General features: G+C 68.7%; 17 protein-coding genes. 13 read left to right on the forward strand and 4 right to left on the reverse strand.

The annotated features are described in order from the left end of the window. The first annotated feature begins 310 nt into the window (after positions 1–310). The 4 genes from VFE83_RS03470 (at position 311) to VFE83_RS03485 (ending at position 5,157) form a co-directional block, all read left to right on the forward strand. Complete coding sequence (locus tag VFE83_RS03470; RefSeq protein ID WP_324903490.1) at positions 311–1,150, forward strand: BON domain-containing protein; 840 nt, start codon at positions 311–313, stop codon at positions 1,148–1,150. Positions 1,151–1,500: 350 nt separating this feature from the next. Beyond that, the gene (locus VFE83_RS03475; RefSeq protein ID WP_324903491.1) at positions 1,501–1,731 is read left to right on the forward strand and encodes a hypothetical protein; all 231 of its coding nucleotides are present in this window, start codon (positions 1,501–1,503) and stop codon (positions 1,729–1,731) included. A 97-nt stretch (positions 1,732–1,828) separates the two neighbouring features. Continuing rightward, the gene (locus tag VFE83_RS03480; protein WP_324903492.1) at positions 1,829–4,285 is read left to right on the forward strand and encodes a DEAD/DEAH box helicase; all 2,457 of its coding nucleotides are present in this window, start codon (positions 1,829–1,831) and stop codon (positions 4,283–4,285) included. Further along, positions 4,282–5,157, forward strand: a complete 876-nt coding sequence (locus VFE83_RS03485) for a ribonuclease H-like domain-containing protein (RefSeq protein ID WP_324903493.1) — start codon at positions 4,282–4,284, stop codon at positions 5,155–5,157. Before VFE83_RS03480 ends, VFE83_RS03485 begins: the two co-directional genes overlap by 4 nt. A 1-nt stretch (position 5,158) precedes the next feature. Here the strand turns inward: VFE83_RS03485 and VFE83_RS03490 are convergent, their stop codons facing one another. Continuing rightward, on the reverse strand, positions 5,159–6,031 hold the full coding sequence (locus VFE83_RS03490) for an alpha/beta hydrolase family protein (protein ID WP_324903495.1): 873 nt from the start codon (positions 6,029–6,031) through the stop codon (positions 5,159–5,161). 366 nt (positions 6,032–6,397) lie between these two features. Here VFE83_RS03490 and VFE83_RS03495 point away from each other — a divergent pair, with 366 nt between their 5' ends. The 4 genes from VFE83_RS03495 to VFE83_RS03510 all read left to right on the forward strand — a co-directional run bounded on the left by VFE83_RS03495 (position 6,398) and on the right by VFE83_RS03510 (position 12,108). Beyond that, on the forward strand, positions 6,398–6,649 hold the full coding sequence (locus VFE83_RS03495) for a hypothetical protein (protein ID WP_324903496.1): 252 nt from the start codon (positions 6,398–6,400) through the stop codon (positions 6,647–6,649). A 96-nt stretch (positions 6,650–6,745) separates the two neighbouring features. After that, complete coding sequence (locus VFE83_RS03500; protein ID WP_324903497.1) at positions 6,746–8,758, forward strand: S9 family peptidase; 2,013 nt, start codon at positions 6,746–6,748, stop codon at positions 8,756–8,758. A 163-nt stretch (positions 8,759–8,921) separates the two neighbouring features. Then, on the forward strand, positions 8,922–9,980 hold the full coding sequence (locus VFE83_RS03505) for a glycosyltransferase family 4 protein (protein WP_324903498.1): 1,059 nt from the start codon (positions 8,922–8,924) through the stop codon (positions 9,978–9,980). Between the two features lie 10 nt (positions 9,981–9,990). After that, entirely contained in the window at positions 9,991–12,108 is a 2,118-nt protein-coding gene (locus VFE83_RS03510) for an amylo-alpha-1,6-glucosidase (protein ID WP_324903499.1), read from the forward strand. A gap of 27 nt (positions 12,109–12,135) precedes the next feature. On the opposite strand, the gene VFE83_RS03515 is transcribed toward VFE83_RS03510, so the two are convergent. Then, positions 12,136–14,433: a glycogen debranching N-terminal domain-containing protein gene (locus VFE83_RS03515; protein WP_324903500.1), complete on the reverse strand. Its 2,298-nt coding sequence runs from the start codon at positions 14,431–14,433 to the stop codon at positions 12,136–12,138. A gap of 148 nt (positions 14,434–14,581) precedes the next feature. On the opposite strand from VFE83_RS03515, the gene VFE83_RS03520 reads away from it, so the two are divergent. The 5 genes from VFE83_RS03520 to VFE83_RS03540 all read left to right on the forward strand — a co-directional run bounded on the left by VFE83_RS03520 (position 14,582) and on the right by VFE83_RS03540 (position 20,339). Continuing rightward, positions 14,582–14,776, forward strand: coding sequence for a hypothetical protein (locus VFE83_RS03520; RefSeq protein ID WP_324903501.1), 195 nt, complete (start codon positions 14,582–14,584; stop codon positions 14,774–14,776). Continuing rightward, positions 14,776–15,564, forward strand: coding sequence for an OBAP family protein (locus VFE83_RS03525; RefSeq protein WP_324903502.1), 789 nt, complete (start codon positions 14,776–14,778; stop codon positions 15,562–15,564). Before VFE83_RS03520 ends, VFE83_RS03525 begins: the two co-directional genes overlap by 1 nt. Positions 15,565–15,654: 90 nt before the next feature. Beyond that, positions 15,655–16,833, forward strand: a complete 1,179-nt coding sequence (locus VFE83_RS03530; RefSeq protein ID WP_324903503.1) for a PAS domain-containing sensor histidine kinase — start codon at positions 15,655–15,657, stop codon at positions 16,831–16,833. Then, positions 16,826–17,191: a response regulator gene (locus VFE83_RS03535; protein WP_324903504.1), complete on the forward strand. Its 366-nt coding sequence runs from the start codon at positions 16,826–16,828 to the stop codon at positions 17,189–17,191. Before VFE83_RS03530 ends, VFE83_RS03535 begins: the two co-directional genes overlap by 8 nt. A gap of 151 nt (positions 17,192–17,342) precedes the next feature. Then, positions 17,343–20,339, forward strand: coding sequence for a bifunctional diguanylate cyclase/phosphodiesterase (locus VFE83_RS03540; protein ID WP_324903505.1), 2,997 nt, complete (start codon positions 17,343–17,345; stop codon positions 20,337–20,339). A 294-nt stretch (positions 20,340–20,633) separates the two neighbouring features. Here the strand turns inward: VFE83_RS03540 and VFE83_RS03545 are convergent, their stop codons facing one another. Beyond that, positions 20,634–21,737 (reverse strand): efflux RND transporter periplasmic adaptor subunit, encoded by a 1,104-nt coding sequence (locus tag VFE83_RS03545; RefSeq protein ID WP_324903506.1) that lies wholly within the window; start codon positions 21,735–21,737, stop codon positions 20,634–20,636. A 23-nt stretch (positions 21,738–21,760) separates the two neighbouring features. Then, positions 21,761–24,850 (reverse strand): efflux RND transporter permease subunit, encoded by a 3,090-nt coding sequence (locus VFE83_RS03550; protein WP_324903507.1) that lies wholly within the window; start codon positions 24,848–24,850, stop codon positions 21,761–21,763. Positions 24,851–25,566 lie beyond the last annotated feature (716 nt).

Raw genomic sequence — 25,566 nt, forward strand, 5'->3', positions numbered from 1 at the left:
CGACCATTACGTGCCGCACGTGACCCTGGGGAAGGCGCGCGCCGCGTTCCTGCGCATGCTGGCGGAGGAGCCGTTCACGCCTTTCGCCTTCGCGCCCGCGGCGTTGGCGGCGTACCAGCTGGGCAATCACGGCACCGCACGCCGCCGGCTGTGGCGTCAACCCGATCGATGACGCGCATGCGCCGGCGTGCACAAATGTCGCCGCGCGCGCGAACAAATTTCCTCCGTGATGCGGCGATGGCGTGAGGCCGCGCCTGCGAGCGGGCACGACTGTTGCGTCGACCAGCCTGTCCACCCACAGGAGATCGTCATGGATCCGCGACAACGTCCGTCTTCACGCCACCGCGATGCCGAACGGCGCGCACGCTCGCGCGAGGAAAGCCAATGGATGCAGCGCGAACGCGAGCCGCGTCCGTGGGGCGAGGTCTCCGACGTCGGCTCGGAAGGCAGCAACGAGTTCGCCCGCTACGGCGCCGACTACGGGCTGGAACTCAACTATGCCGGCGGTTTCGACAGCGAGGAGCGTGGCGAACCAGGATATGGCGCCGGGCTGCCGAGCGAAGCCTATGGCCGCGAAGGCTACGGCTACCAGGAGTTCGCCGACGCAGGCTACGAGAGCGAGCACTACGGCGCGATGGGCATCAGCGGGCACGACCATCGCGGGGACGAACCTGCACGTCGTCGGCTGCGCGGCGGCGAAGCCTATGGCGGCTCGATCGGACGCGCCAACCTGCCGCAGGGCCATCGCGATCGCGACGAAGCCGAGCATCGCAGCTTCCGCGGTGTCGGGCCGGCGTCGTATCGTCGCTCCGATGCACGCGTGCTGGAGGACGTGCACGAGCGCCTTTACGTCGACGACCAGCTCGATGCCAGCGACATCGAGGTGCGTTGCGAAGACGGCGTGATCACGCTGGAAGGCAGTGTCGAGGATCGGCGCATGAAGCATCGCGCCGAGGACCTGGCCGATTCCGTGCGCGGCGTGGACCGCATCGACAACCGCATCCAGGTGAAGGAGCGCTCGCGCGAAACTTCGCAACGCGACACGGAGGAAGACGATTCCGCACGCGCGCAACGCATCGCCGGCGACGTGAGCGGTGCGGGCGGCGCCTCCACGTCCACGAATCGCAGCGGCAGCGAAAGCCGCGGTTGAAGCAGCGCGACGATGTTGCTCCCATGGCCGCGAGTCGCGGCCATGGGGGCCCTTGGCTTACACGACGAACGCTGTCGAAACGACTCGTCGTGAGTCGCGAACGAGGTCGCGACAGCACGGCATGTGTCACATTCCGTCGCGGATTTCCCGGGGATTTGGCCACCCTGCGCATTTGCCCGCAGGGCCAATGTGTGTTTCCATCACCCCTGCACGCACGCTGCGTGCCACAACCTGGGGCGGATTCACGCTCGATGTGGTGACCTGTGTGTCGGCGGATCGAGCGCGAGTCCAGTACTTGCGCGTTACCTGTGAGTGGTCCTGCTCCGATGGTTTCGCGAGCAGGGGAACGCATGAACAACGATCCACGGGAGCCGGCATCCGGCACCTACGACATCCTGATCCGGTCCGTCGGCCAAGGCCTGCGCGAGGTCTATGGCGCCACCCAGTGGTCCGCCATCGAGGAGCGCGCGCAGGCGCTGTGGCGCGTATATGCCGGCTCGACCGGCCTGCAATGGGAAGACGTGGCCGTGCGCGTGCGCGAGGCATGGGAAGCGACTTCGCAGCCGGGCGCCGACCGCTGATGCATTGATCATCCGGCGATCCACGCACCCGCGATCCCATCTCACATCCTGAGACGGCCGCTGTTTACAACGCTCTGCCTTTTGCGGAGCGACAGCGATGAACCAGCCGGCCCGGCGCCAGATCCCTTCCGATTCGAAGCAAGCCGGCGCATCGCATTCGGCCGTCGTCTTTCCGGAGGTGGCGCGGCCTGCCCCACGCACCGATGGCCACGCGCTGGCACGGCGCCTGGAGAACAAGTACCTCGCGCGCATCACTGGCGTGCACACGGTGCCAGGGCGTCCCGAGCGCAGCGTGCCGATGCCCGCCGCCGTGCCGCAGGGCATCGCGCAGGCGCTGCAGTCGCGCGGCATCGACCGACTGTATTCGCACCAGGCGGACGCATGGGACGCGGTGGCTCGCGGCGAGGATGTGGTCATCGCCACCGCCACCGCGTCCGGCAAGAGCCTGTGCTACCTGCTGCCGGTGCTGGCCGCCGCCACCACGCAACGCGCCAAGGCACTGTTCCTGTTCCCCACCAAGGCGCTGGCGCAGGACCAGGTGGCCGAGCTGCTGGAACTCAACGCCGCCGGCAATCTGGGCGTGCGCACCTTCACCTTCGACGGCGACACGCCGGGCGATGCGCGCCAGGCCATCCGCCTGCATGGCGACATCGTGGTGAGCAATCCGGACATGCTGCACCAGGGCATCCTGCCGCATCACACCAAGTGGGCGCAGTTCTTCGAGAACCTGCGCTACGTGGTCATCGACGAGGTGCATACGTACCGCGGAGTGTTCGGCTCGCATGTGGCCAACGTGATCCGCCGCCTGCAGCGTATCTGCGCGTTCTACGGTTCGCGTCCGCAGTTCATCCTGTGCTCTGCCACCATCGGCAATCCGAAGGCGCACGCCGAGGCGCTGACCGAACGCGACGTCACCGCCATCACCGAATCCGGCGCGCCCAGTGGCGACAAGCACGTGCTGCTGTGGAACCCGCCCGTGGTGAACCCCGACCTGGGCCTTCGCGCGTCCGCGCGTTCGCAGAGCAACCTGATCGCGCGGCTCGCCATCAAGGCCGGATTGAAGACGCTCGTCTTCGCGCAGTCCCGCCTGATGGTGGAAGTGCTGACCAAGTACCTGAAGGACGTGTTCGATCACGATCCGCGCAAGCCGGCGCGCATCCGCAGCTATCGCGGCGGTTACCTGCCCACCGAGCGGCGCGAGACCGAGCGCGCGATGCGCGCGGGCCAGATCGACGGCATCGTCTCCACGTCCGCACTGGAACTTGGGGTGGACATCGGTGCGCTCGACGCGGTGGTGCTCAACGGCTATCCCGGTTCGATCGCCGCGACGTGGCAGCGCTTCGGCCGCGCCGGACGCCGCCAGCAGCCGTCGCTGGGCGTGCTGGTGGCCAGTTCCGATCCGCTGGACCAGTACGTAATCCGCCATCCGGAGTTCTTCGCCAGCGCGACGCCGGAACACGCGCGCATCCATGCCGACCAGCCGGTGATCCTGCTCGACCACATTCGCTGCGCGGCGTTCGAGCTCCCCTTCCAGGAGCGCGAGCTGTTCGGCTCCATCGACCCTTCCGTGTACCTGCAACTGCTGTCGGAGGACGGCGTGGTGCACGGCGAACAGGGCCGCTGGGAGTGGATCGCCGACAGCTACCCCGCCAATGCGGTGAGCCTGCGCTCGGTGGCCGATGGCAACTTCGTCGTGGTGGACCGCACCGAAGGCCGGCAGACGATCATCGCCGAGGTCGACTACTCCGCCGCGCCGCTCACGCTGTACGAAGGCGCCATCCACATGGTGCAGGCCACGCCGTACCAGGTCGAGAAGCTGGACTGGGACGGGCGCAAGGCGTTCGTCACGCGCACCCACGTGGACTACTACACCGACGCCATCGACTACACGAAGCTCAAGGTGCTCGAACGCTTCGACGGTTCGCCGGCCGGACGCGGCACCAGCCATCACGGTGAGGTGCACGTGGTGCGTCGTGTCGCCGGCTACAAGAAGATCCGCTACTACACGCACGAGAACATCGGCTACGGCCCCGTCACCCTGCCCGACCAGGAGCTGCACACCACCGCGGTGTGGTGGCAGCTGCCGCAGAGCGTGCTGGAATCCACCTTCTCCTCGCGGCAGGAAGCGCTGGACGGTTTCCTCGGCGCGGGCTACGCACTGCACGTCGTGGCCAAGGTGGCGGTGATGGCCGAGGGCGTGGACCTGCAGAAGGCCGTGGGCGACGGCAACGGCGCGTGGTTCGCCAGCGCCGACGGCCGCGGACGCGGGCAGCTGCGCGGCGGCGACGACAACGCGGTGTCGGTGGAGGACGGCGAGCGCTTCGTGCCCACCGTGTACCTGTACGACAACTACCCCGGCGGCGTGGGACTGAGCGAGCCGCTGTGGTTCCGCCAGCGTGAGCTGGTGCAGCGCGCGGTCGAACTGGTCGAACGCTGCGACTGCAAGGCCGGTTGCCCGGCCTGCGTCGGTCCGGTGCTGGCCGCGGACGAGGATGCGAACGTGGCGCCGCGTGCGCTGGCGCTGCGCGTGCTGAAGGCGCTGGCGCCCGCATGAGCCTGACCCTCGCACGCCTGCAGCAGCTCAAGCGCCAGGCCGGCGGCAACGCGCCTGCCAACGAGTCGCCGCGTCCGTCCGGTCCGGGCATCGACGAGCTGCGCCGCCACCTGCGGCGACGCGTGCCGGTGGAATCGACATTCGTACGCGCGCCTTCGCACGACCGCGCGGTGCCGGGCGAGGAGATCGCTCCCGGGCTGCGCCTGCTGGAAACGACCCTGCCCTTCGCGCCGTCCTCGGAATGGATCGACGGCCGCTTCGACCGGCGCGAGCCTTTGCACGCCTCGCAGCTGCTGTTCTTCGACACCGAAACCACCGGCCTGGCCGGCGGCAGCGGCACGCGTGCCTTCATGATCGGCGCCGCGGACTGGCATGGTGGCGCGCTGCGCATCCGTCAGCTGGTGCTCACCGCGATGTCCGGCGAGGCAGCGATGCTCGATGCATTCCGCCAATGGCTGCGGCCCGAGCACGTGCTGGTCAGCTACAACGGCAAGTGCTACGACGCGCCGCTGCTGGCCACGCGCTACCGGCTCAGCCGCATGCCCAATCCGCTGGCCGAACTGGGCCATGTGGACCTGCTGTATCCCACCCGGCGGCGCTATCGCGGGCGCTGGGAGAACTGCCGGCTGGCGACCATCGAACGCCGCGCGCTCGACGTGGTACGCGAGGACGACCTGCCCGGCTCCGAAGCGCCGGCCGCGTGGCTGTCGTACCTGCGTGGCGGTTCGGCGCACAACCTGCGGCGCGTGCTGGCGCACAACGACCGCGATGTCGCGACACTGGCGCAGTTGCTGCTGCACCTGTCCGAACTGTCCGTGCGCGAAGCCGACTGCCCCGTGCCTGCGGAAGACGGCATGGCCGTACCCCTCTGAATCAATCGCGCCGGTGCGGGTTCTCCGCACGCTCCACGGCTTCGGCGCGCGCTTCCAGGGCCTCCACCGTGGCCTCCCGACGCGCGCCGATGACCATCTCGCGCAGCCATGCATCCAGCAGTTCGGACCAGTCGCGACGCGAATCCGCCTGGGACAGTTCGTGGTCGGCGCCCGTGAGGATGCGCGTGGTGATCGACCGCGCGGAACGCAACGCATCGCGATAGCTCTGCATGACCTGCGGCGGCAGCACGTCGTCGTGCTCCGCGGCGGCCAGCAGCACGTCGCCGCGGAACCGTGCGCAGGCACGCAGCGCGCGATCCGAATCGGCCGACTGCACCTCGCGTCGATACGCATCCAGGTCGATCTGGTCCTCCAGTGAATGCTTCGGCACGTTCCATCCCTCGTCCGGGTACGAGGCGGGCGAGCGCAACGCGAGCCATCGCACGGCGCGCGCCTCGCTCAGCAGTGCCGCGAGATACGCGCCATAGCTGAAGCCGACCACGGCAATGGCCGACGCGTCGACGTCGGCGCGCGCCACCAGCCAGTCGTAGGCATTGACCAGATCGCGCAGGTTGTCGTCGCGCGTGACCTGCGCATGGCGCCGGTCGTCGCGATCGTGTCCGCGCAGATCCACCGCAAGTACCGCGCAGCCCAGGCCGACCGCATCGCGCACGTGCGCCAGTTCGAACTCCTGCGATCCGTTCCAGCCATGCACGAACATCACCGCCGGCAGTGCCGGCGCCGGCGTCACCAGCGTTGCGCAGAAGCGATCATCGTCGACGGCAATGCGTACCGGCTGCAGGCGCGCCTGCAGTGGCGTTTCGTGTCGTCCGCCAGACGCCGCGTCGGCGGAACCGTTGCGCCCCTCGTTCATGCGAAGCCTCCGTGCCATCCGTCGAACGCCTGTAGCACGTTGCGCTTCAACATCGCGCGACGACGAGTCGAATCGCCGATGCACACGCTGCGATGCGCAGTTAACCGTATGCGTGTCCATGCGCCGCATGCATCCATTGCCTTCGCGGCGAAGTTTCTTCTTTTCCATGCGTGCTCATCCTTGATGCTTCGCGCGAGCCTGACCCGGCGTCTGGCTGCGTGGTCGATGCGCACGCGTCGCAACGATGTCGATGAATGCGTGGCAGCGCACGTTGCGGCCGTGCGTTCATGGAGCCGCGGCGACTGGCACGCAAGTTGCGACCGTTGTGGGTGCCAGGCAATTCCGCCTGCAACTCGGAGAAACGCAATGGCGAACAATCAGCGCGAACAGAACCAGGGTGGCGGCCAGAACCAGGGCCAGCAGGGCCAGGGCAAACAGGGCCAGGGCCAAGGCCAGCAGGGTCAGGGTGGCATGCAGGGCCAGGGCCAGGAGCGCCAGGGCGGGATGCAGGGCCAGGGCCAGCAGGGCCAGCGCCAGGAAGGACGCGGTGGCAGCCAGCGCGAAGAAGAGCGTGGCGGCAACCAGCGCAACGAGGAACGCGGTGGCAACCGCCGTTAAGCGTTCGCCAGCATCGCTGGCATACGGCAACCCCAGCGCCCGGCTTGTCCGGGCGCTGCCGCATGCACGGACCAAACAACAACACAGGGACATCCAATGAAATGCTTCGCCGTAGAAGACCTTTACCTGCACCGTACGATGCAGTCGCTGCAGGGTTCTTCGGATCATCCTCGCCTGGTGTTCGTGCGCTCACAGCCCTCGCGCGACAGCGATACGTACCACTCGGCCATCTGGCAACTGGATACCGCGGATGCATCCGCCCACGCGCGGCGATTGACCGCACCGGGCTTCATCGCCAGCTCGCCCCGGCTTTCACCCGATGGTTCGCAACTGGCGTTCCTCTCGCGTCGCGACAAGTCCGGCCGGCAGATCCACCTGCTACCGCTCGCAGGTGGAGAAGCGCGTGCCCTGACGAAGTCCGCGTTCCCGATCCAGAGCATCGACGGCTGGTCGGCCGACGCCTCGCGCCTGCTGTTCAGCGCGTCTGTGCCATGGGGCGAAGACGAACGCGACGATGCATCGAAACCGGAGAAGGAACGCCCCGTCGTCGCGACGCATCTGCCCTACAAGATGGACGGCAGCGGTCCGTCGGCAGGCCATCGCACGCATCTGTTTTCGGTGGACGTGAACACCGGCGAGCAGGTGCAGGTGACCCGGGGCGACTTCAACATCAAGCAGGCGCGCTGGTCGCCCGATGGCCAATGCCTGGCGTTCGTGCGCACGCGCGAAGGACGGCAGCGACATCTGGCAGACCTGTGGCTCGCCGACGCGGACGGCCGCCACGCGCGGCAGGCCACCACGCAACTGTCCGCGATCACCGGGCCGGAATGGTCGCCGGATTCACGCAGGCTGGTGTTCGGCGGCAATCCCGTAGCGGGCGACTCCATCGACCGTCCATACATGTTCGATGTCGAAAGCGCCGAACTTTCGCTGCTGGCCGATGACATACACCTGGAAGGCAGCCGCTTCGCGTGGCACCCCGATAGGCAACGCATCGCCACACTCGTCGTGCGCAAGGGCATGCACGAGATCGCCGTCCTCGACGCACGCGGTGGCGAGGTCCGGCACTTTCCACGACGCCTGCGTCACGTGATGGAGATCGCGGCCAGCGGCGACATGCTGGTGATGACCGCAGCCAGCATGCGCCGGCCGGAAGAGATATTCCGTTGCGACTGGGAAGGCAGCGACCTGCGGCGACTCACCTCGTTCAACACATGGGTATGCAAGCGCCAGCGTCCGCGCGTGACGGTGCGCAGCTTCGAGGTGCCCGATGGCGACGGCGGCACGGAGCGGATCGACGCATGGATGCTGCGCCCCGTCGGCGACGGGCCCTTTCCCGTGCTGGTGGACATGCACGGCGGCCCGCAGAGCAGCGTACTGATCGACTATCCCAGTCATGCCTGCTGGTACGCGCTGTGTGCGCAGGGCTGGATGATCCTGGCGCCCAACGCCGTGGGTTCGGCCGGTTACGGCGACGGGTTCGCCAGGCGGCTGATCGGGCGCTGGGGCGAACTGGACCTGCCGCAACATCTGTCGATCCTCGACCAGCTACGCAATGAACGCCTCATCGACGATCGCGTCGCCTGCACCGGCAAGTCGTATGGCGGGTTCCTCAGCGCGTGGGCCATCGGCAACAGCGATGTGTTCCGCGCGGCGGTCATCTGCGCGCCCGTGGCCAACGTGGAATCGCACACCGGCACGTCCGACACCGGCTTCTACGTCACGCCCTACGCGATGGGTGGCGAGATCGATGAAGTGCGCGAGCGGTATCACCGGCTCTCGCCCATCGAGTACTGCCGCAACGCGAATGCGGCGACACTGCTGCTGCAGGGGCAGGACGACCAGCGTTGTCCCGTCGGCCAGTCGGAGGAGATGTTCGCCAACCTGGTGCGCTGCTCACGCCAGCCGACGCGGATGGTGGTCTACCCCGGCGGAAGCCATTCGCTTGCTGGTACCGGCAAGCCCAGCCATCGCGTCGACTGGCACCAGCGCATCGTCGACTGGGTGGCGCAATACGCTGGCGCCCCGGGAACCCACGCATCGCAGTCCACGGCCGAAGCCGACGCAAGCGCGTCGAAGGCGCGCGAATCGAGCGAACAGCACGCGTGAGAGCCACCGGCGAAATCGACCACGCGATGCTGCCGTGCGGCATCACGTGGCCTTGAAGAAGCGTGACATAAGGTCGAATCCTCGCCCAACGGCAGACCCGTCGATCGCGCATTCACATGCGCGTTGGCTGGGTGCGGCCGGGTGTACCCCACAGACAGCCCGCATGAAGATCGCGCAGATTTCGCCCCTGTATGAAGCCGTTCCGCCCAAGCTGTACGGGGGAACGGAACGAGTGGTCGCCCATCTGGCCGATGCGCTCACCCACGCCGGCCATGACGTCACCCTGTTCGCTTCGGCCGATGCCGTCACCGCCGCGCGGCTGGCGCCGATGCGCGACCAGGCGATCCGCCTGGACCCGGCTCCGCTGAAAAGCGACCTGGCGGCGCACCTGGCGATGCTGGACGAGGTGCGCCAGCGTGCGGATGAATTCGACATCCTGCATTTCCACATCGACCTGCTGCACTTCCCGTTCTTCCAGGACATGCCGTGGCGCACGCTCACCACGCTGCACGGCCGCCTGGACCTGAAGGACCTGCCAGCGGCCTACGCGGCCTGGCCGCAATTCCCGCTGGCGTCGATCTCCGACCACCAGCGCCGGCCGCTGCCGTCGGCAAACTGGGCGGGCACGGTGCATCACGGCCTTCCCGCGGATCTGTACGACTTCAGCGCGACGCCGCGCGGCGGCTACCTCGCCTTCCTCGGGCGCATCTCGCCGGAGAAGCGCGTTGACCGCGCCATCGAGATCGCCCGTCGCGTCGGCCTGCCACTGAAGATCGCGGCCAAGGTGGACACCGTGGACCGCGCGTACTTCCACGACGAGATCGAACCGCTGCTGCACGCGCCCGGCGTGGACTACATCGGCGAGATCAGCGACGCACAGAAGAGCGAGTTCCTGGGCGGCGCCGTCGCGCTGCTGTTCCCCATCGACTGGCCCGAACCGTTCGGCCTGGTGATGATCGAGGCGATGGCCTGCGGCACGCCGGTGGTCGCGTGGAACTGCGGCTCGGTGCCGGAGGTCCTGGACGATGGCATCACCGGCACGATCGTCGACGACATGGACCAGGCGGTGCAGGCCGTGAACACGGTGGCCCGCTTCGATCGTGGCCGCATCCGTTCGCGCTTCGAGCAGCGCTTCTCCGCATCGGCCATGGCGCGCCGTTATGTGGAGTTGTACTGGCGCGTGCTGGAGCAGGGAGGCAGCCGCATCCGTCTGACCGCCTGACGCCCGCGCCATGGACCCGGCGGCCGCTGCGACCCTGTTCTCCAGCTACGTCCTCAAGGACGGCGACACCTTCCTCATCGCCAACGGCCAGGGCGACGTGGTGGGCGAAAGCGACGGACAGTTCCACAACGACACGCGAGTGCTCTCGCGCTTCCGCATGACGCTGGGCGACTCGGTGCCGGCGCTGCTCAGTTCGATGGTCTCGCGCGACAACGTGTTCTTCGTCGCGCACCTGACCAACCGCACCCTGCCCCCGCTGGGCGGCGACGAGACGCCGCACGGGCTGGTGCACATCAAGCGCACGCGCTTCCTCTGCGCCGACCGCATGTTCGAGCGCATCGCGCTGACGAACTACGGCCGCGAGGAAGTGCGCCTGCGGCTGGTGTTCGAAGTGGACGCGGACTTCCGCGACATGTTCGAAGTGCGCGGCAGCCACCGCGCCGCGCGCGGGCAGTCGCTGCCGCCGCATCCGCGCGAGGACGGCCTGACGTTCGGCTATGTGGGCCTGGATGGCGCGGCGTGCCGCTCGTCCATCTCGTTCTCGCGCGCGCCGCAGCGCATGGAGGACGGACGCCTGTGCCTGGACTTCGCGCTGGAACCGCGCGGACGGCAGGAGCTGTACCTGGAAGTCGGCGCGGACGACCATCCGCCTCCGGCCACGCGCGCGCGTTATCGCGCCGCCGCCAGCGTGGCCCGCACGCGCATGCGCCGGCGCCAGCGCCGGCTCGCGCGCGTTCGCTGCGAGGCGCCGCTGTTCAACGGCTGGATGGAACGTTCGCGCGCCGACCTGGCACTGCTGACCAGCGAACTGGACACCGGCCCGTATCCGTACGCGGGCATTCCATGGTTCTCCACGCCGTTCGGGCGCGATGCGGTGATCACCGCGCTGCAGACGCTGTGGCTGGATCCGCAGCTGGCGCGCGGCGTGCTGGCCTTCCTCGCCAAGAACCAGGCGAAGGAAGAGTCGTCCTTCATGGACTCCGCGCCGGGCAAGATCATGCACGAGACGCGCAAGGGCGAGATGGCGCGCCTGCGCGAGCTTCCGTTCGGGCTGTACTACGGCGGCGTGGACACGACGCCGCTGTTCCTGGTGCTCGCCGCGGCGTACGCCAAGCGGACCGGCGACGTCGAGTTCATCCGCCGCATCTGGCCAGAGCTGAAGGCCGCCGTCTCGTGGATCGAGCGCGTGTGCGACAACAACCCGCTGGGCCTGCTCGACTACGCGCGCGCTGAAGCGACCGGGCTCGCCAACCAGGGATGGAAGGACAGCTTCGATTCGGTCTTCCACGCCGACGGGCGTTCGCCGGAAGGACCGACCGCGCTGGTCGAGGTGCAGGGCTACGTGTTCGCGGCGATGCGCGGCATGTCGCGGCTGGCGATGGCGATGGGCGAGGACGACTCTTCGCGCCGCTGGCAGGAACGCGCCACGCGCATCGCCGAGTCGGTGGAGCGGCACTTCTGGATGGAATCAGGCTTTTATGGCATCGCCGTGGATGGCGAGCAGCAACTGTGCGCCGTGCGCGCCAGCAATCCGGGCCATCTGCTCTACATGGGCCTGCCGACCCATCCGCGCGCGAAGGCCGTGGGCGCGCAGCTGATCTCGCCGGATTTCTTCAGCGGCTGGGGCATCCGCACGCTGGCGGTCGGCGAGGCGCGCTACAACCCGATGTCGTACCACAACGGTTCGGTGTGGCCGCACGACAGTGCGCTGTGTGCGGCCGGCCTGGCGCGCTATGGCATGCGCGATACCGCCGTGCGCCTGTTGCGCAGCGCGTTCGAGGCGGCGGTGCACTTCGACATGCGGCTGCCGGAACTGTTCTGCGGTTTCCCGCGCGTTCCGGGCGGCGCGCCGGTGGCGTATCCGGTCGCCTGCCTGCCGCAGGCGTGGGCGGCCGGTTCGGCCTTCATGTCGCTGCAGGCCTGCCTGGGCATCCGCATCGACGGGCCCGCGGCGGAGATCGTGCTGGATCATCCGCGACTGCCGACCGGCGTCGAGGAACTGTCGATCCGCAACATCCCGCTGGGCGAGCGACGTGCGCATTTGGTGCTCAAGCGGCTGGGCGAGCGCGTGGCCGTGTTCGTGGAAGGCCCGGATGCTGCCGGCGTGGTCGCGCGCGTGCGCGGGTGACGCGCCGGGCCGGCATGAGCATCCGGATCAATCGGGCTGCAACACGCGCTCGTGCAGGTCCTTGCCGAACAGGTCGATCACGTCCCAGCCGGTCGCGCCGGTGACGATGCGCAGATCGCCGCTCTGGTCGAGCACCTCGAACGACGTCGTGCCGTCGTCCGCGCGATTGAAGGCCAGGTCCACCCGCGCCTGCCCCACGCGCAGCCCGCGCAGCGTGATCTGCGGCAACCAGTCCGGCAGTTGCGGGGCGACGCGCAGTACGCCCTGCCCTGCGAACGGATACACGCCCAGCATCGCCTGCAGCAGCGCCACCATCGTGCTGGCCGACCAGGCATGCGGCGAGTTGGAGGCGGGATAGATCGCCGGGAACGGATGCGCCTCGTCGCGCGGATGTCCGCTGAAACACTCCGGCAGGCGGCGGAACTCGAACATCCCGGCCACCTCGAACATCGCCTGTGCCAGGCGATGCATGCAGTCGTGCAGGCCATAGCGCCCGCAGCCCTGCGCCGTCGCGCCGTGTTCCACCGGCCACACGGTGCCGCGGTGGTATGCGTAGGGATTGAAGGCGGGATGCCGGCTCGACAGCGTGCGCATGCCCCAGCCGCTGAACATGTCGTCCTGGAACAGGCGCTCCATCAGGCGCCCCACGCGCGACGGATCCACGATGCCCGACGACACGCACCGCAGCGCGTTGGAACTGATGGACCGCACCTGCCTGCCATCCGGCGCCAGTGCCATCGCGTAGCAGTCGGCATCCTCCATCCAGAACGCGTCCTCGAAGCGCTGGCGCAGCTCCAGCGCCTCCTTCGCCATACGCCGGGCCTCGTCCCCGCGGCCGAAGTCCGCCAGCACCTGCGCCATGGTGCGCTTGGCCGCGAACACGAACGCCTGCTCCTCGCAGGTGGCCACGGGCTGTTCGACGATCTCGCCGTCCTCGTCGACCACGCTGTCGTCGGAGTCCTTCCAGGTCTGGTTCTTGAGCCCTTCGCGCGAACGCGTCGCGATGGCATAGAAGTGGCCGTGATCCAGACGCGCGTGACGATCCATCCATTCCAGTGCGCGCAATGCCGGGTCGAGCAGCGGCTCCACTGCCTTGCGATCGCCGGTCCACTGCCACAGCTGGCCCAGCACGATGGGGTACAGGCTGGCGCTGGTCAGCGATCCGTAGTAGCGGTCGCGCGGATTGAAGCCCAACTGCGCCAGCGGACCGGGATGCGCCTCGTGCAGGATCCGGCCTGGCTGTTCGTCGCGCCACTCATCGTCCACGCGGCCCTGCCATTGCTCGAGCAAGGGCAACGTGCCGCGCAGCAGTTCCGGCCCCAGCATCGCCGCACCGTAGGCGGTGGTCAGCACGTCGCGGCCGAACAACGCCACGTACATCGGGACGCCCGCGGCCACCGTCCATGCGTGCTCGCCCTGGTCGAAGCGCGGCAGGCGCAGTGCGGCCAGGTCCTCGCGCGCACGTTCCAGCGATTGCACGACCAGCGGCGCCAGCGTGCGGCTTTCGGCTGACGCGAAGTCCGTCGCATCGCGCATGAAATCGGGATCCACATGGGCACTCAGGTTCCCGTTGCTGCCGCAGCGCGGCGACGACAGCTCGTCGCCGTCCATGTGCGCCACCCAGTGCAGGCAGGCGTGCCAGCGCTCGTGCGGCTGCAACTGGATGTCGAACTGGATGCGTCCTTCGCGATGGCGTGGCGGACTGTCGCAGCGCTCGATGCGCAAGGTGACGCCGCGGTGGATCGACGCACTGCCGCGCTCTCCCTGGTGGCTGAAACGCCGGCTTGCCCGGTAATCGAACGACAGCTCCCAGGCGTCGCCGTCGCGCCGCCAGCTGCGCTTGAGCCTGCCCTCCTGGCGACGCTCGCCCCTGGCTTCCTCCGGGTCGGCGAAGTCCGCGTCGAACTCCAGCGTCAGCCGTGTCCGCACCGGGTCGCGGCTGTAGTTGGTGAGGTCGTAATCCTCGTGCATGCCCTCGCCCACGCGTCGTGCCACGCGCATCTCCAGCGTCTGCTGCGAGGAGCGCTGCGGCAACCCGCCCTCTCCGTTCGCGTCGTCGCTGCCGGGCGCGGGCACGACGTAATAGCCGATCCAGCTGTGCTGGTGCACGTTGGACACGGTGGTCGCGAAAGGCCGGATGCGGCCGATGCGGCAGCGGTAGCGGCTCAGCACGCGCGTCTGGCGCACGTACAGCCCCTGTTCCTCGCCGCCTTCGATGAAGCCGTCACGCTGCGTGGCCAGCACCGTTTCGCCCCGGCTCACGTAACACTGGTCGCCACGCACCTGCAGCCGGATCAGGTCGGGCTCGATGTTCCATTCGCTCATGCGCCCGAATATGGTCAGGCCGACGTGAGTGAAACGTGGGCCCGGAACCCGTGCCGCGCGGCATGACGATGCATTCACGCCGCGCGCTTCACCTCGCGTGCTCGCGCGGTGTGCTCCTCTCTTCGAGGAGGAGCCAACGGAGGCGACCATGAGCAAGCTGCACGGCGACCACGTGCCGGGACACGACCCGGCCGACACGCGCAAGGGCGAACTGCGCAAACCGGACGATCGCGACGACCAGCCTGGACAGGGCGCCGATCTCACGCCGCCCGACGATGGCCAGATGCGCGACCTGCGTCGTGACCCCTCGCGCGAGCCGCGCGAGGAACCGCAGCGCCGCTGATGCGCTCACGCCGTGCCAGCGTTGCCTGGGCGGGCTGCGCCATTGCGGTGTGCGCCTGCACGGGTGGCGAGCCGGTCGACCCTGCCGTGCCCGCACCGGGTCGCGCCGAAAGCGCGCGGACCGACGTGCTGGAGGCCGGCGCCAGGCTGCTGCAGGACAACGGCCCGCTGGCGAAGATGGACGTGTACCTGGTCGGCTTCCATCCGATGAAGGACGACCCGTCGCACCAGATGGAAGCGCACCACTTCTGCCGGCAGGTGACGGAGGACTTCGCGCAGTGCGCGCTGTTCGACGGCAACACGTTGGATGCCAACCTCACCGGCATCGAGTACATCGTCTCCGAACGCCTGTTCGAACAACTGCCCGCGAAGGAGCGCGCCTTCTGGCATCCGCACAATGGCGAGATCCTCTCGGGCCAGCTGGTGGCTCCGTCGCTGCCCGACGTGGCCGACCAGGAACTCATGCGCGGCAAGATGAACAGCTACGGCAAGACCTGGCATACCTGGCACAGCCGCAAGGGAACCCGGCCGGGCGACGCCTTGCCGACCGGCCCGGCGATGCTGGCCTGGTCGTTCAATCGCGACGGCGAAGCGGACCCGGCCCTGCTGCAGGAGCGCGACCGGCGCATGGACATCGACACGGTCCGGATCCGCGAGCGCCGCCAGGCATTGCGGAATCTGGCGAAACCGCAGGAAGGCGTGGACGCGTTGCGGTCGTACTTTCCGCAGGCCAGGCCGATTCCCGGTGTCGTGGGCAGGCCAGCGGCTGCGGACGCACGCACGCGGTGACCGTGCGCTCGAGCACGAATGCACGGGAATTTAACGGCCTCTTTACTAACCTCGCCACCCCTGCAGAAGGGGAAGCGCAGGATCCTGATCATGGCGACACCGACGCCGACGCTGATGGGCGTCGCGTCCAGCACTGGCCTCAACGATGAGCCGCGGCAGCTGGCATTGCTGATCCGCAGCGTCACCGACTACGCCATCTACATGCTGGACCCCAACGGATACATCCGCAGCTGGAATCCCGGCGGCGAGCGCATCAAGGGCTATCGCGACGAGGAGATCGTCGGCGAGCACTTCTCGCGTTTCTACACGCCGGAGGACATCGCGCGCGGCGAGCCGCAGCGCGGCTTGGAAACCGCACGCACGCAGGGGCGCTTCGAGGCGGAAGCATGGCGCCTGCGCAAGGACGGCACGCGCTTTCGCGCCAACGTCGTCATCGACCCGATCTGGCACAACGACGAACTGATCGGTTACGCCAAGATCACCCGCGACGTCACCGAGCGCTACGAGGCACAACAGCATCTGTTCGAGGCGCAGAAGGCGCTGGCGCAGTCGCAGCGGCTGGAAGCCATCGGCAAGCTCACGCTGGGCCTGGCGCACGACTTCAACAACCTGCTCACGGTGATCGTCAACAGCCTGGACCTGATCGCGCTGCATCCGTTCGCCAGCGAGCCGCGCCCGCGCGAATGGATCGAGGCGGCATTGCGCGCCACCGACCGCGGCACGCTGCTCACGCGGCAGCTGCTGGCGTTCGGCCGCGGCCAGACCCTCGCGCCGGAACTGCACGACATCAACGACCTGCTGACGCGCTCCAGCGAGCTGTACCGCCGCGCGTGCGGCCCGACGGTGGGGTTCCGTTTCGAACTGGCCGGGCAACCGCTGTACGCGCAGGTCGACGCGGCGCAGTTCGAAGCGGCCGTCCTCAATCTGGTCGTCAACAGCCGCGATGCGATGCCCGGGGGCGGCACGATCGTGGTCCGCACGCAACGGGTCGAACGCGCACCGCCGGACGCACCGGAAGCGCCGGTGCGCAGCTTCGTCTGCGTGGAGGTGATCGACGACGGCGAAGGCATGAGCGCGGAGGTGGTCGAGCGCGCCATCGAACCGTTCTTCACCACCAAGGAAGTCGGCAGGGGCAGCGGCCTGGGCCTGAGCCAGGTCTTCGGCTTCGCCAAGCAGTCCGGCGGCTTCGCCACGCTGTCCAGCGAACCCGGCCACGGCACGACGGTCAGCATGTGCCTGCCCGCCAGCGAGGAGCCCTCCGATGAGTGAGGCGCGCCTGCTGCTGGTCGAGGACGAGGACGACCTGCGCATGCTGGTCGGCGAGGCCCTGCGCCTGCTCGGCTTCAGCGCGGTGCCGGTCAGCGACGGCGTGGCCGCCGTGGCGGCGCTGGAGCGGGAACGCTTCGACGTGGTGGTCAGCGACGTGAGCATGCCCAACGGCATGTCGGGCATCGACCTGGCCGCCCATGCGGCGCGGCTGCAGCCGCACGCGCGCATCATCCTGGCTTCGGGCTATGCGCGCGCGCAGTTGCCGCCGCTGCCGCCCAACGTGGTCTTCCTGCCCAAGCCCTACCGCATCGCGCAGCTGGCCGAACTGCTGCGCGAACAGCAGGCCGTGAGCGGCTGAGCGGCTTCGTCCGGATCGAACTGAAGGAGTGCCGACGGCGGCCGATACCATGAGGACGCCAGGCGTGAAACCCGTGAACGCGCCCCACCGCGCTCACGGCGTTGTCACGGTCGAGCCCACCGAATAGGACCCTCCCCTGCCCGCCTGCCCGATGCTTCCAGCGGACCGCTCCCTTCCTGCCATCGGTCGTTCGCAGTCGGCGGCGGCGGTGCTGGCCTTCGGGCTCGTGCTGGCGGCGATCCTGGCGGCGAGCCTGGTGTACGTGGTCGCCGACGACTACCGCAACCGCCTGGCCGCAGCCGAGCAGCAGAACCTGGCGCTGACCGCGGGCGCCGAGCGCCTGGCCTGGCTGGAACTGCGCAACCTGGAGCGCGCGATGCGCGGCATCGCCAGCGACGCACAGCTCGCCGCCGCCACCGCGCCGGAACATGCGCTGGCCCTGATGAACGAATCGATCGCCGGCGTCGCGCAGCGCCAGCGCGAACTGGAGAGCATCGTCCTGATCGACCGCAACGGGCAGCCGCTGGCTGGCGGTCGCGGCGACCCAACCCTGCCGCGCTGGCCGGACATGCTGAAGCCGCAGCCGCCCGATGCCATGCGCATCGGTCCGCTGCAGCAGCACGGAGGACGCTGGCTGCTGCCGCTGGCGGTGCCGATGACGGATGGCCGGTGGGTGCTGGCGTGGCTGCACTCGCACGAGCTGCAGAGCGTGATCGCGGACCTGGACGGCAGCCACACGCGCCTGATCCAGCTGGGGCAGGAAGACGGTCGCCTGATAGCCGACAGTCGCGGCGTCGGGTTCATCGGCCGGGTCGATCATGTGCATCCGGTCGACGAGCACCTGCCCCGCGCGAACACACCCAGGGTCTCCGACCAGCACGACCACGTGGTGCGCATCGCCGCGACGGGCGTGGTGCCGGACTTCCCGCTGCACGTGCACGTGGGCATTCCGCGTGCAACGGTGCTGGCGCCGTGGTGGCGACTGGCGACGGCGGCCGTGGCGCTGTACGCGCTTTACCTGCTGGGCCTGGCCTACCTGGTGCGTGTGCTCCGGCGCAACGCGAAACGCAACCGCATGCTGGTGCAGCGCCTCACCGAAGCACTGGAAGGACTGCGCAACGCACAGGAGCTGGGCCGCACCGGCACCTGGACGGCGCAGAAGGACGGCCACATCGTCTGGTCGGGTCCGGTGTCGCAGGTGATGGGCCTGGACGCGTCACAGACGTCGGCGTCCGCGCGCGAGTTCTACGAACTGATGCATCCGGACGACCGCGACCGCGTCGCGGCGCAGTTCGCCGAGGCCTGGCGCGGCGGCGAGCCGTTCTCCATCGACTATCGCGTGCTCGGCACCGACGGCCGCGTGCGCTGGCTGTCGGCGCGCGGCGCGCGCAGCCAGCAGGAAGACGGTCCGGCCAGCATGGCCGGCACCGTGCTGGACATCACCGATCGCATGGAGTCGCAGCAGCGCCTGGCCGAGGCCGAACGCCAGTTCCGCCTGCTGTTCGAGCGCAATCCGCTGCCGTTCTGGGTGTTCGACGTGGAGACGCTGGCGTTCCTTGAGGTCAACGACGCGGCGGTGGCGACGTATGGCTTCACGCGCGAGGAATTCCTGCGCATGTCCATCCTCGACATCCGTCCGGCCGAGTACACGCGCGAGGTGCTGCAGGACCTGGAGGAACACCGCCGCGTCGCCTTCGAGGACGTGCGCGTGTGGGTGCACCGTCGCAAGGACGGCCGCCTGCTGGAAGCGCGCGTGCACGCCACCGACATCGAGTTCCGCGGGCGCCGCTGCCGGCTGGTGCTGTCGGAGGACGTGACCGAACTGATGGCGCAGCAACGCGAACTGGCCTATCGCGCCAGCCACGACATGACCAGCGGACTGCTCAATGCCGATGCGCTGGCGAGCAGGGTGGAATCGTTGCGCAAGTGCGACGGCCGCATCGCCGCCATCCAGTTGCGCGGGCTGGAACTCATCGAGGACAGCCTGGGCCGCGACGCCGGACACGAGACGCTGCGCGCGGTGGCGATGCGGGTGGCGCGCCTGGGCGAACGCTTCGGCGCGGCCGGGCATGTGCGCGACGACGAATTCGTGCTGGCGGTGTTCCCCGCCGAAGACTGGAATGCCGCCGTGACGCAACTGCAGCAGGAACTGGCCCGCCCGATTCCCGGCGAGGACACGCTGCATCGTCTCGAATCGTGGATCGGCGTGACCGATCTGCGCATGGGCGCGGGTTCGGCCGCGCAGGCCGTCGCCCATGCAGGCCTGGCCGCGCACGTGGCGCGCACCGAACGCCGCCCGCTGGTCGAATTCGAACCGAGCATGGCGCGCCATGCGACCGACCGCCTGAAGCTGGCCGGCCGCATCCATCGCGCCATGGACGCACACGAGTTCGAGCTGCACTTCCAGATCCTGTGGGACGTGGCGCACTCGCGCCCGGCCGGACTGGAGACGCTGATCCGCTGGCCCCAGCGCGAGGGCGGCTTCGTCGCGCCGTCGCAGTTCATCGGACTGTGCGAGGACACGGGCCTGATCGTGCCGCTAGGCCGCTGGGCATTGCGCGAAGCCGCCGCGGCCCAGCGCCTGCTCGCGCAGGCGGGCTATCCCGACCTGCCGGTGGCGGTGAACGTCTCGCCCGCGCAGTTCCTCGACGGGCAGATCCAGCGCGACATCGAAACCGTGCTGGAGGAATACGACCTGCCGCGCGGCACGCTGCACATCGAACTCACCGAGAGCGTGCTGATGACGCGCCCGGAACAGGCGCTGGAGACGCTACGCGGACTGCAGCGTCACGGCGTGTGCATCTCGCTGGACGACTTCGGCACCGGCTTTTCGAGCATGTCGTACCTCAAGCAGCTGCCGCTGGACGCGATCAAGATCGACCAGTCGTTCGTGCGCGACGTGCACCGCGACGAGCGCAGCGCCTCGATCTGCCAGTCGCTGCTCGCCCTGGGCCATGGCCTGGGCCTCAAGGTGGCCGGCGAAGGTGTCGAAACCCAGGCGCAGTACGAGTGGCTGCAGCGCCACGGCTGCGACCGCGTGCAGGGCTACGGCATCCACCGCCCGGAACCATTGGCGCAGGCGATCGAGCAGTTGCACCGCATGCGCGAATGGGCGGACGGGCCCTGGCGGGCTTCGGGGCTGGGGTAGCCCTTCCACAAGTACGGTGTGGGCAACGTCCATGCGCGTGCACCGGTCTGTCCTCGATGCCGCGTGCTCATGAACACCGGTCGTTCGACATCGCGCTGCGCGCTACGCTCAGGGCGAACGGATCAGCGTTGGTCCGTCGATCCGCATGTAAGCGAAATGCACGGCGGTGCACGAGCGTCGCAGCTCCCGGAATCCTTCCGCGACACCCGACCACCCACCCCAAAAAAAAGGCCCTCCCAACGACGGGAGGACCGGGGGTAACGGGGGAGAGAGATCGTCGTTCTTGTTGTCGTATCAGCGTGCTGCCGTCGCGCGCGCGAGGTCGGCCTGCACCTTCACGGACTGCCCCGGCTCGATGCGTTCGCCGCCGCGCACGATCAGGCGGTCGCCGGGCTTCACGGCGCCGCGCACTTCCACCAGGCCGTCGACCTCGGTGCCGGTGGTCACCGGCAGCCGTTCGGCGGTGTCGTCGGAGGCGATGCGCAGCACGAAGTCGCCTTCGCGGCGCAGGATCACGGCGTCGCGTGGCACGGCCACCACGGTGCGGGTGCGCGCGCTCGGCATGCCGACGTCGACCGCGGTGCCGACCGGCAGTTCGCCGGCGTCCATCGCGATGCGCAGTTCGAGCTGGCGCGAGGCCTCGTCGCCCACCGGCACCAGCGCGCTGACCGGATGCGTGCGCTCCTCGCGGCCCGCGCGTACCTGCACCGGCATGCCCACGCGCAGGTGTTCGGCCAGGTCGACCGGTGCGCGCACGCGCACTTCCTGCGTGATGGTGTCCACCAGGCGTGCAACCGCATCGCCGGTGTTCACGTATTCACCCAGTTGCACGGAACGTTCGGCGACCACGCCATCGAACGGTGCGCGCACCACCATCTGCGTGCGCTGGTGGCGCGTCTGCGCAAGCAGGGCGCGGGCACGGGCGAGCTCCTGCACCAGCATGTCGCGGTCGGCACGCAGCTGTTCGTACTGTGCGCGCGCGATGTTCTGCTGCGCGGCCAGCTGCGCGTAGCGCTGTTCCTGGCGCGCGGCCATGTCCAGCTGTGCCTGGATGCGCGCGACGTCCGCCTGCGCTTCCTGTTCGCGCAGTCCAAGCGCGGTGCCGTCGAGCACCGCCAGCGCCTCGCCTGCGCGCACGCGCTGGCCCACCTCGGCCACGCGTACCACGCGCCCGTCCTGTTCGCTGGCGACTTTCGCGTCGCGGCGGCTGATGACGCTGCCCGGCGCCCAGTGCACCGGCGCCAGTTGCGTGGTCACGGCATTCGCCACGCCGACGATGGCGGGCGGCGCCTGTTCCTTCTTCGGCGCGGTGGCGCTGGCGCCGTCGAAGTCCAGCAGCGGGACGACCAGCACGGCCGCCAGCGCGGCGGCGATCAGGCTCTTGTGCAACGTGCGCATGACGTATCTCCGGGGGATGAGGGTCAGAGCGAAACCGGCTGCGGTGCGGCCGCGTCGTACGCGGCCGCGACCTTGCGTTGCGGTTCGAACAGGCGCAGCAGCGCCGGCACCAGCACCACGGTGAACAGCAGGCTGAGCGCGACGCCGCCCACCGACACGGCGGCCAGGCCGCGGTAGATCACCGCGCCGGGACCGGGATTGATCGCCATTGGCAATGCGCCGAGCACGCCGGTGAGCGCGGCGATGAGGATCGGGCGCAGGCGCTGGTCCAGCGCTTGCTTCAGCGCGACCTCCAGGCTTGCACCCGCGGCCTGCGCCTCGCGCGCCTGCGCGACCAGCAGGATGGCGTTGTTGATCACCATGCCCAGCAACATGATGAAACCGATCATCGACAGCAGGTCGAGCGTCTGCCCCGCGATCAGGTCGAGCATGCGCAGGCCGATCACGCCGCCCAGCACCGCCATCGGCAGCGTCGCCATCACGAAGGCGCTGTCGCGCAGCGACTTGAACATCGCCGCCATCAGCATGAACAGCACCACCAGCGCCATCGCGAAGTTCATGCCCATGCTGCGCACCACCGCATCCAGCCGGTCGGCACTGCCGGACACGCGCACCGCGGCGTCCTGCGGCAGCGCATCGCGCAGAACCGGCACCACGTCGTCGTCTACGATGCCCAGCGCTTCCTCCAACGACATCGCCGGCGGCGGATCGACAGTGAGCGTGACAGTGCGACGACGATCGACACGACGCACCTGGTTGGGCGCGAGCACGGTGTCCACCTGCGCCAGTTCCGCCAGGCTCAACACGCCGCCGGCCGGCGTGGCCAGCGGCGCGGCGCCCAGGCGCTCGACGTCGTCCTCGCGGTCGCTGCGCAGGATGATCGCCAAGCGACGGTCGCCATCGAAATGCTCCCCCAGCCATTGCCCGTCGCCGAGCGCGCGGACCACCGTGCCCAGGTCCGGGCGCCGCCAGCCGACTTCGGCCAGGCGGCGGTCGTCGGGATTGATGCGCAGCTCCGGCGTGCCGGCGTCCGCATTCGGCCATGCCTGCACGTTCGCGCCGGGGAAACGCTCGCTCAGCAGCTTGCGGCCGGTTTCCGCCACGCGCGTGAGCGCGTCGCCATCGGCATGCTGCAGGTGGATGGCGATGGCGCGCGCCGAGCCGCCGAAGCTGCCGAAAAGCTCGCCCTCGCTGGCGAAGGCACGCGTGTCGGGAAAGCCCACAACCACCTCGTCGCGCACGATGCGTTCGAGTTCGCCGATGTCGTCTGGATCGACCACGCGCGCACCCAGCGTGCCGCCGCCCGGCCACAGGTTGAGGTACCAGTTGCTCAGCTGCGGCGACTTCTCGCCGTCCATGTACGGACGCATGCGTGCCAGCAGCGTGGGTGCGATCTCTGCATTCACGCGCTCCGGGCTCATGCCCGGCGGGAAGTTGAAGAACGCATCCACCGCGGCGCGCTTCACCGGCGGCAGGTAGTCGATCTTCGGCATCAGCAGCACGGTCAGCAGTATTGGCGCGCCCACCAGGCCACCGACCCACAGCCACTGGTTGCGCCGGCCCGAGGTCACGCGCATCGCCCAGTCGCTGACGCCGGCCCAGAAGCGGTGCTGCTCGCGATCGCCCGCGCGTTCGCGCAGCCAGCTTCCGGCCGCGGCGGGCAGCACCGTCACCGCGATCAGCAGCGAGATGCCGACCGCGATGGAAATGGTGAGCGCCAGGTCCGCGAACAGCTGGCCCTCCACGTCGTCCATGAAGATCACCGGCAGGAACACCGCCACCGTGGTCAGCGTGGAAGCGACCAGCGCGCCGCTCACCTGGCGCGAACCTTCCAGCGCCGCCTGCGTGGCGGGCATGCCCTCCTCGCGCAGTCGCACGATGTTCTCGGCCACCACCACGGCGGCGTCCATCACCATGCCGACGGCGAATGCCAAGCCGGCCAGCGAGATCACGTTGAGGCTGCGCCCGGTCAGCTGCAGCACGATGAAGGTGGCCAGCAGCGAGATCGGAATCGCGCAGGCGATCAGCGCGGTGGCGCGCACGTCGCGCAGGAACCACCACAGGCAGCCGACCGCCAGCAGCACGCCCGCACCCAGGCTGCCCGACAGCAGGCCGATGGCGCGATTGATGAACACCGACGCGTCGAAGCTCTGGCGGATGTCCAGGCCTTGCGGCTTGAGGTCCTTCTCGCGGATTTCCTCGACGACGGCCTTCACCTGGTCGAGCGTGTCGAGCACGTTCGCACCGCTCTCGCGCAGGATGCGCAGGCCGATGGCGGGGTTGCCGTTCTGGTAGGCGAAGAAGCGTTGCTCAGGCCGCTTCACTTCCACCGTCGCGACATCGCCCAGCCGCACCGGGCGGCCATCGCGCCAGGCCAGGATGAGGTTGCCGAGCGCTTCGGGGGAATAGCGCCCGGCGAACCTCAGAACGTACTCACGACGCCCGGCCTCGACCACGCCGCCGGACACGTCGGTGGCGCGTGCGGCCACGTCGGCCACCTGCGGAATCTGGATGCCCAGCGCGGCCGCGCGTTCCAGGTTCAGCGTGATGGTGAGTTCCTCGGGCGCGCCGCCGTTGATCTCCACGCCCGCCACGCCCTGCACCGCCGACAGCCTGGGCACGATGCGGTCCTCGATCATCTGCCTGCGGTCGAGGATGTCGCCGGGCGTGCCCGGCAGCTTCTGCACGAAGAAGTACGTCAGCGAGTTGTTGGCGTTGTCCGCACCGGCCTGCACCACCGGCGGCGTCGCATCGCGCGGCAGCGGCTGCAGGCGGTTCATGCGCGACAGCACCTCCACCAGCATCGCGTCCATGTCGCTGCCGACGGCGAAGGTCAGGTTGATGAAGCTGTTGCCGGCGTTGATGTTGGACTCGATCTCTTCCAGTCCCGGCAATCCCTGCATCACCGCTTCGATGGGCTCGACGATCTCCGACTCCATCTCCTGCGGCGACGCTGCGCGCCAGCTGGTCTGCACCGACATCTGCGGGCGCTCGATGTCGGGGAACAACTGCAGCGGCAAGTCCAGCAGGCTCATCAGCCCGAACGCGCAGATCAGCGCCACCGCCACCGCGACGGCCGCAGGATTGCGCAGGGAAGCTTCGGTAAGTCGCATGAATGGCTCCGCGCCAGCGAGTGCCGGCGCACGATGCGCCCGCCCCGCTTTGCCAAGATGGCCCGGAAGTCACGTCATGAACGGCTTTGCGATCAGTGGAGGATCCATCGCGACGAAGCGTTGAAGGCCGCACCACGATGTTGCCGCGATGAAACAGGATGCGCGGTGGAGGGCTTACTTCTGGCACATGGGCGCGTGTGCTTCGCGTTGCGCGATGAGATGAATGCGCGTGATGGGGCTTTTTTCCCTTTGTGAATCCAAGGCATTCGTCGAGGCTCAGCGCCTTTTCCGCCCGCGAGTCGATTCTGGCGGCACGCTATTCGGCGAAGGCGGAATCCAATTACGGTTGCTAATGCACGTCTACGGTCGCTCTGCTCGTCAGCCGCTGCTCTGGCTCGTCATCCCCGCGAAGGCGGGGATCCAGGGACTTTTCACGCTTTACCGTTGCCCTGTCAGGAGCAACAGCCACAGCTTCCATCCGTCTAAAGCCGGCCGGGTCACTTTACTTTGCTGACCCATAGTCCGACTGATTGCCTTCGATCAAGCGTGACCAAAAGAAAGGGGCTTCCCGAACGAAGCACTCCTCGACCGGGGAAGGAGTCGGGGGCCTTCGCGGGTCGGACATGGCCTACGGCCACGTGGCCCGCGCTTGCGGCGCAGGCGTTCGTGCAATGCGCGAGCCAGTGGCTCGCAAGCATGCTTCATCCCTTCACTCC

Origin of the sequence: Lysobacter sp. (assembly GCF_035655815.1) — a bacterium.
Lineage (GTDB): Bacteria > Pseudomonadota > Gammaproteobacteria > Xanthomonadales > Xanthomonadaceae > Lysobacter_J.

Excerpts from the sequence above, each read along its gene's own strand:
- VFE83_RS03530 (WP_324903503.1), top strand. The coding sequence starts at position 15,655 with ATGGCGACACCGACGCCGACGCTGATGGGCGTCGCGTCCAGCACTGGC.
- VFE83_RS03545 (WP_324903506.1), bottom strand. The coding sequence starts at position 21,737 with ATGCGCACGTTGCACAAGAGCCTGATCGCCGCCGCGCTGGCGGCCGTG.
- VFE83_RS03485 (WP_324903493.1), top strand. The coding sequence starts at position 4,282 with ATGAGCCTGACCCTCGCACGCCTGCAGCAGCTCAAGCGCCAGGCCGGC.
- VFE83_RS03470 (WP_324903490.1), top strand. The coding sequence starts at position 311 with ATGGATCCGCGACAACGTCCGTCTTCACGCCACCGCGATGCCGAACGG.
- VFE83_RS03500 (WP_324903497.1), top strand. The coding sequence starts at position 6,746 with ATGAAATGCTTCGCCGTAGAAGACCTTTACCTGCACCGTACGATGCAG.
- VFE83_RS03525 (WP_324903502.1), top strand. The coding sequence starts at position 14,776 with ATGCGCTCACGCCGTGCCAGCGTTGCCTGGGCGGGCTGCGCCATTGCG.
- VFE83_RS03515 (WP_324903500.1), bottom strand. The coding sequence starts at position 14,433 with ATGAGCGAATGGAACATCGAGCCCGACCTGATCCGGCTGCAGGTGCGT.
- VFE83_RS03480 (WP_324903492.1), top strand. The coding sequence starts at position 1,829 with ATGAACCAGCCGGCCCGGCGCCAGATCCCTTCCGATTCGAAGCAAGCC.
- VFE83_RS03540 (WP_324903505.1), top strand. The coding sequence starts at position 17,343 with ATGCTTCCAGCGGACCGCTCCCTTCCTGCCATCGGTCGTTCGCAGTCG.
- VFE83_RS03550 (WP_324903507.1), bottom strand. The coding sequence starts at position 24,850 with ATGCGACTTACCGAAGCTTCCCTGCGCAATCCTGCGGCCGTCGCGGTG.
- VFE83_RS03505 (WP_324903498.1), top strand. The coding sequence starts at position 8,922 with ATGAAGATCGCGCAGATTTCGCCCCTGTATGAAGCCGTTCCGCCCAAG.
- VFE83_RS03510 (WP_324903499.1), top strand. The coding sequence starts at position 9,991 with ATGGACCCGGCGGCCGCTGCGACCCTGTTCTCCAGCTACGTCCTCAAG.
- VFE83_RS03520 (WP_324903501.1), top strand. The coding sequence starts at position 14,582 with ATGAGCAAGCTGCACGGCGACCACGTGCCGGGACACGACCCGGCCGAC.
- VFE83_RS03495 (WP_324903496.1), top strand. The coding sequence starts at position 6,398 with ATGGCGAACAATCAGCGCGAACAGAACCAGGGTGGCGGCCAGAACCAG.
- VFE83_RS03535 (WP_324903504.1), top strand. The coding sequence starts at position 16,826 with ATGAGTGAGGCGCGCCTGCTGCTGGTCGAGGACGAGGACGACCTGCGC.
- VFE83_RS03490 (WP_324903495.1), bottom strand. The coding sequence starts at position 6,031 with ATGAACGAGGGGCGCAACGGTTCCGCCGACGCGGCGTCTGGCGGACGA.
- VFE83_RS03475 (WP_324903491.1), top strand. The coding sequence starts at position 1,501 with ATGAACAACGATCCACGGGAGCCGGCATCCGGCACCTACGACATCCTG.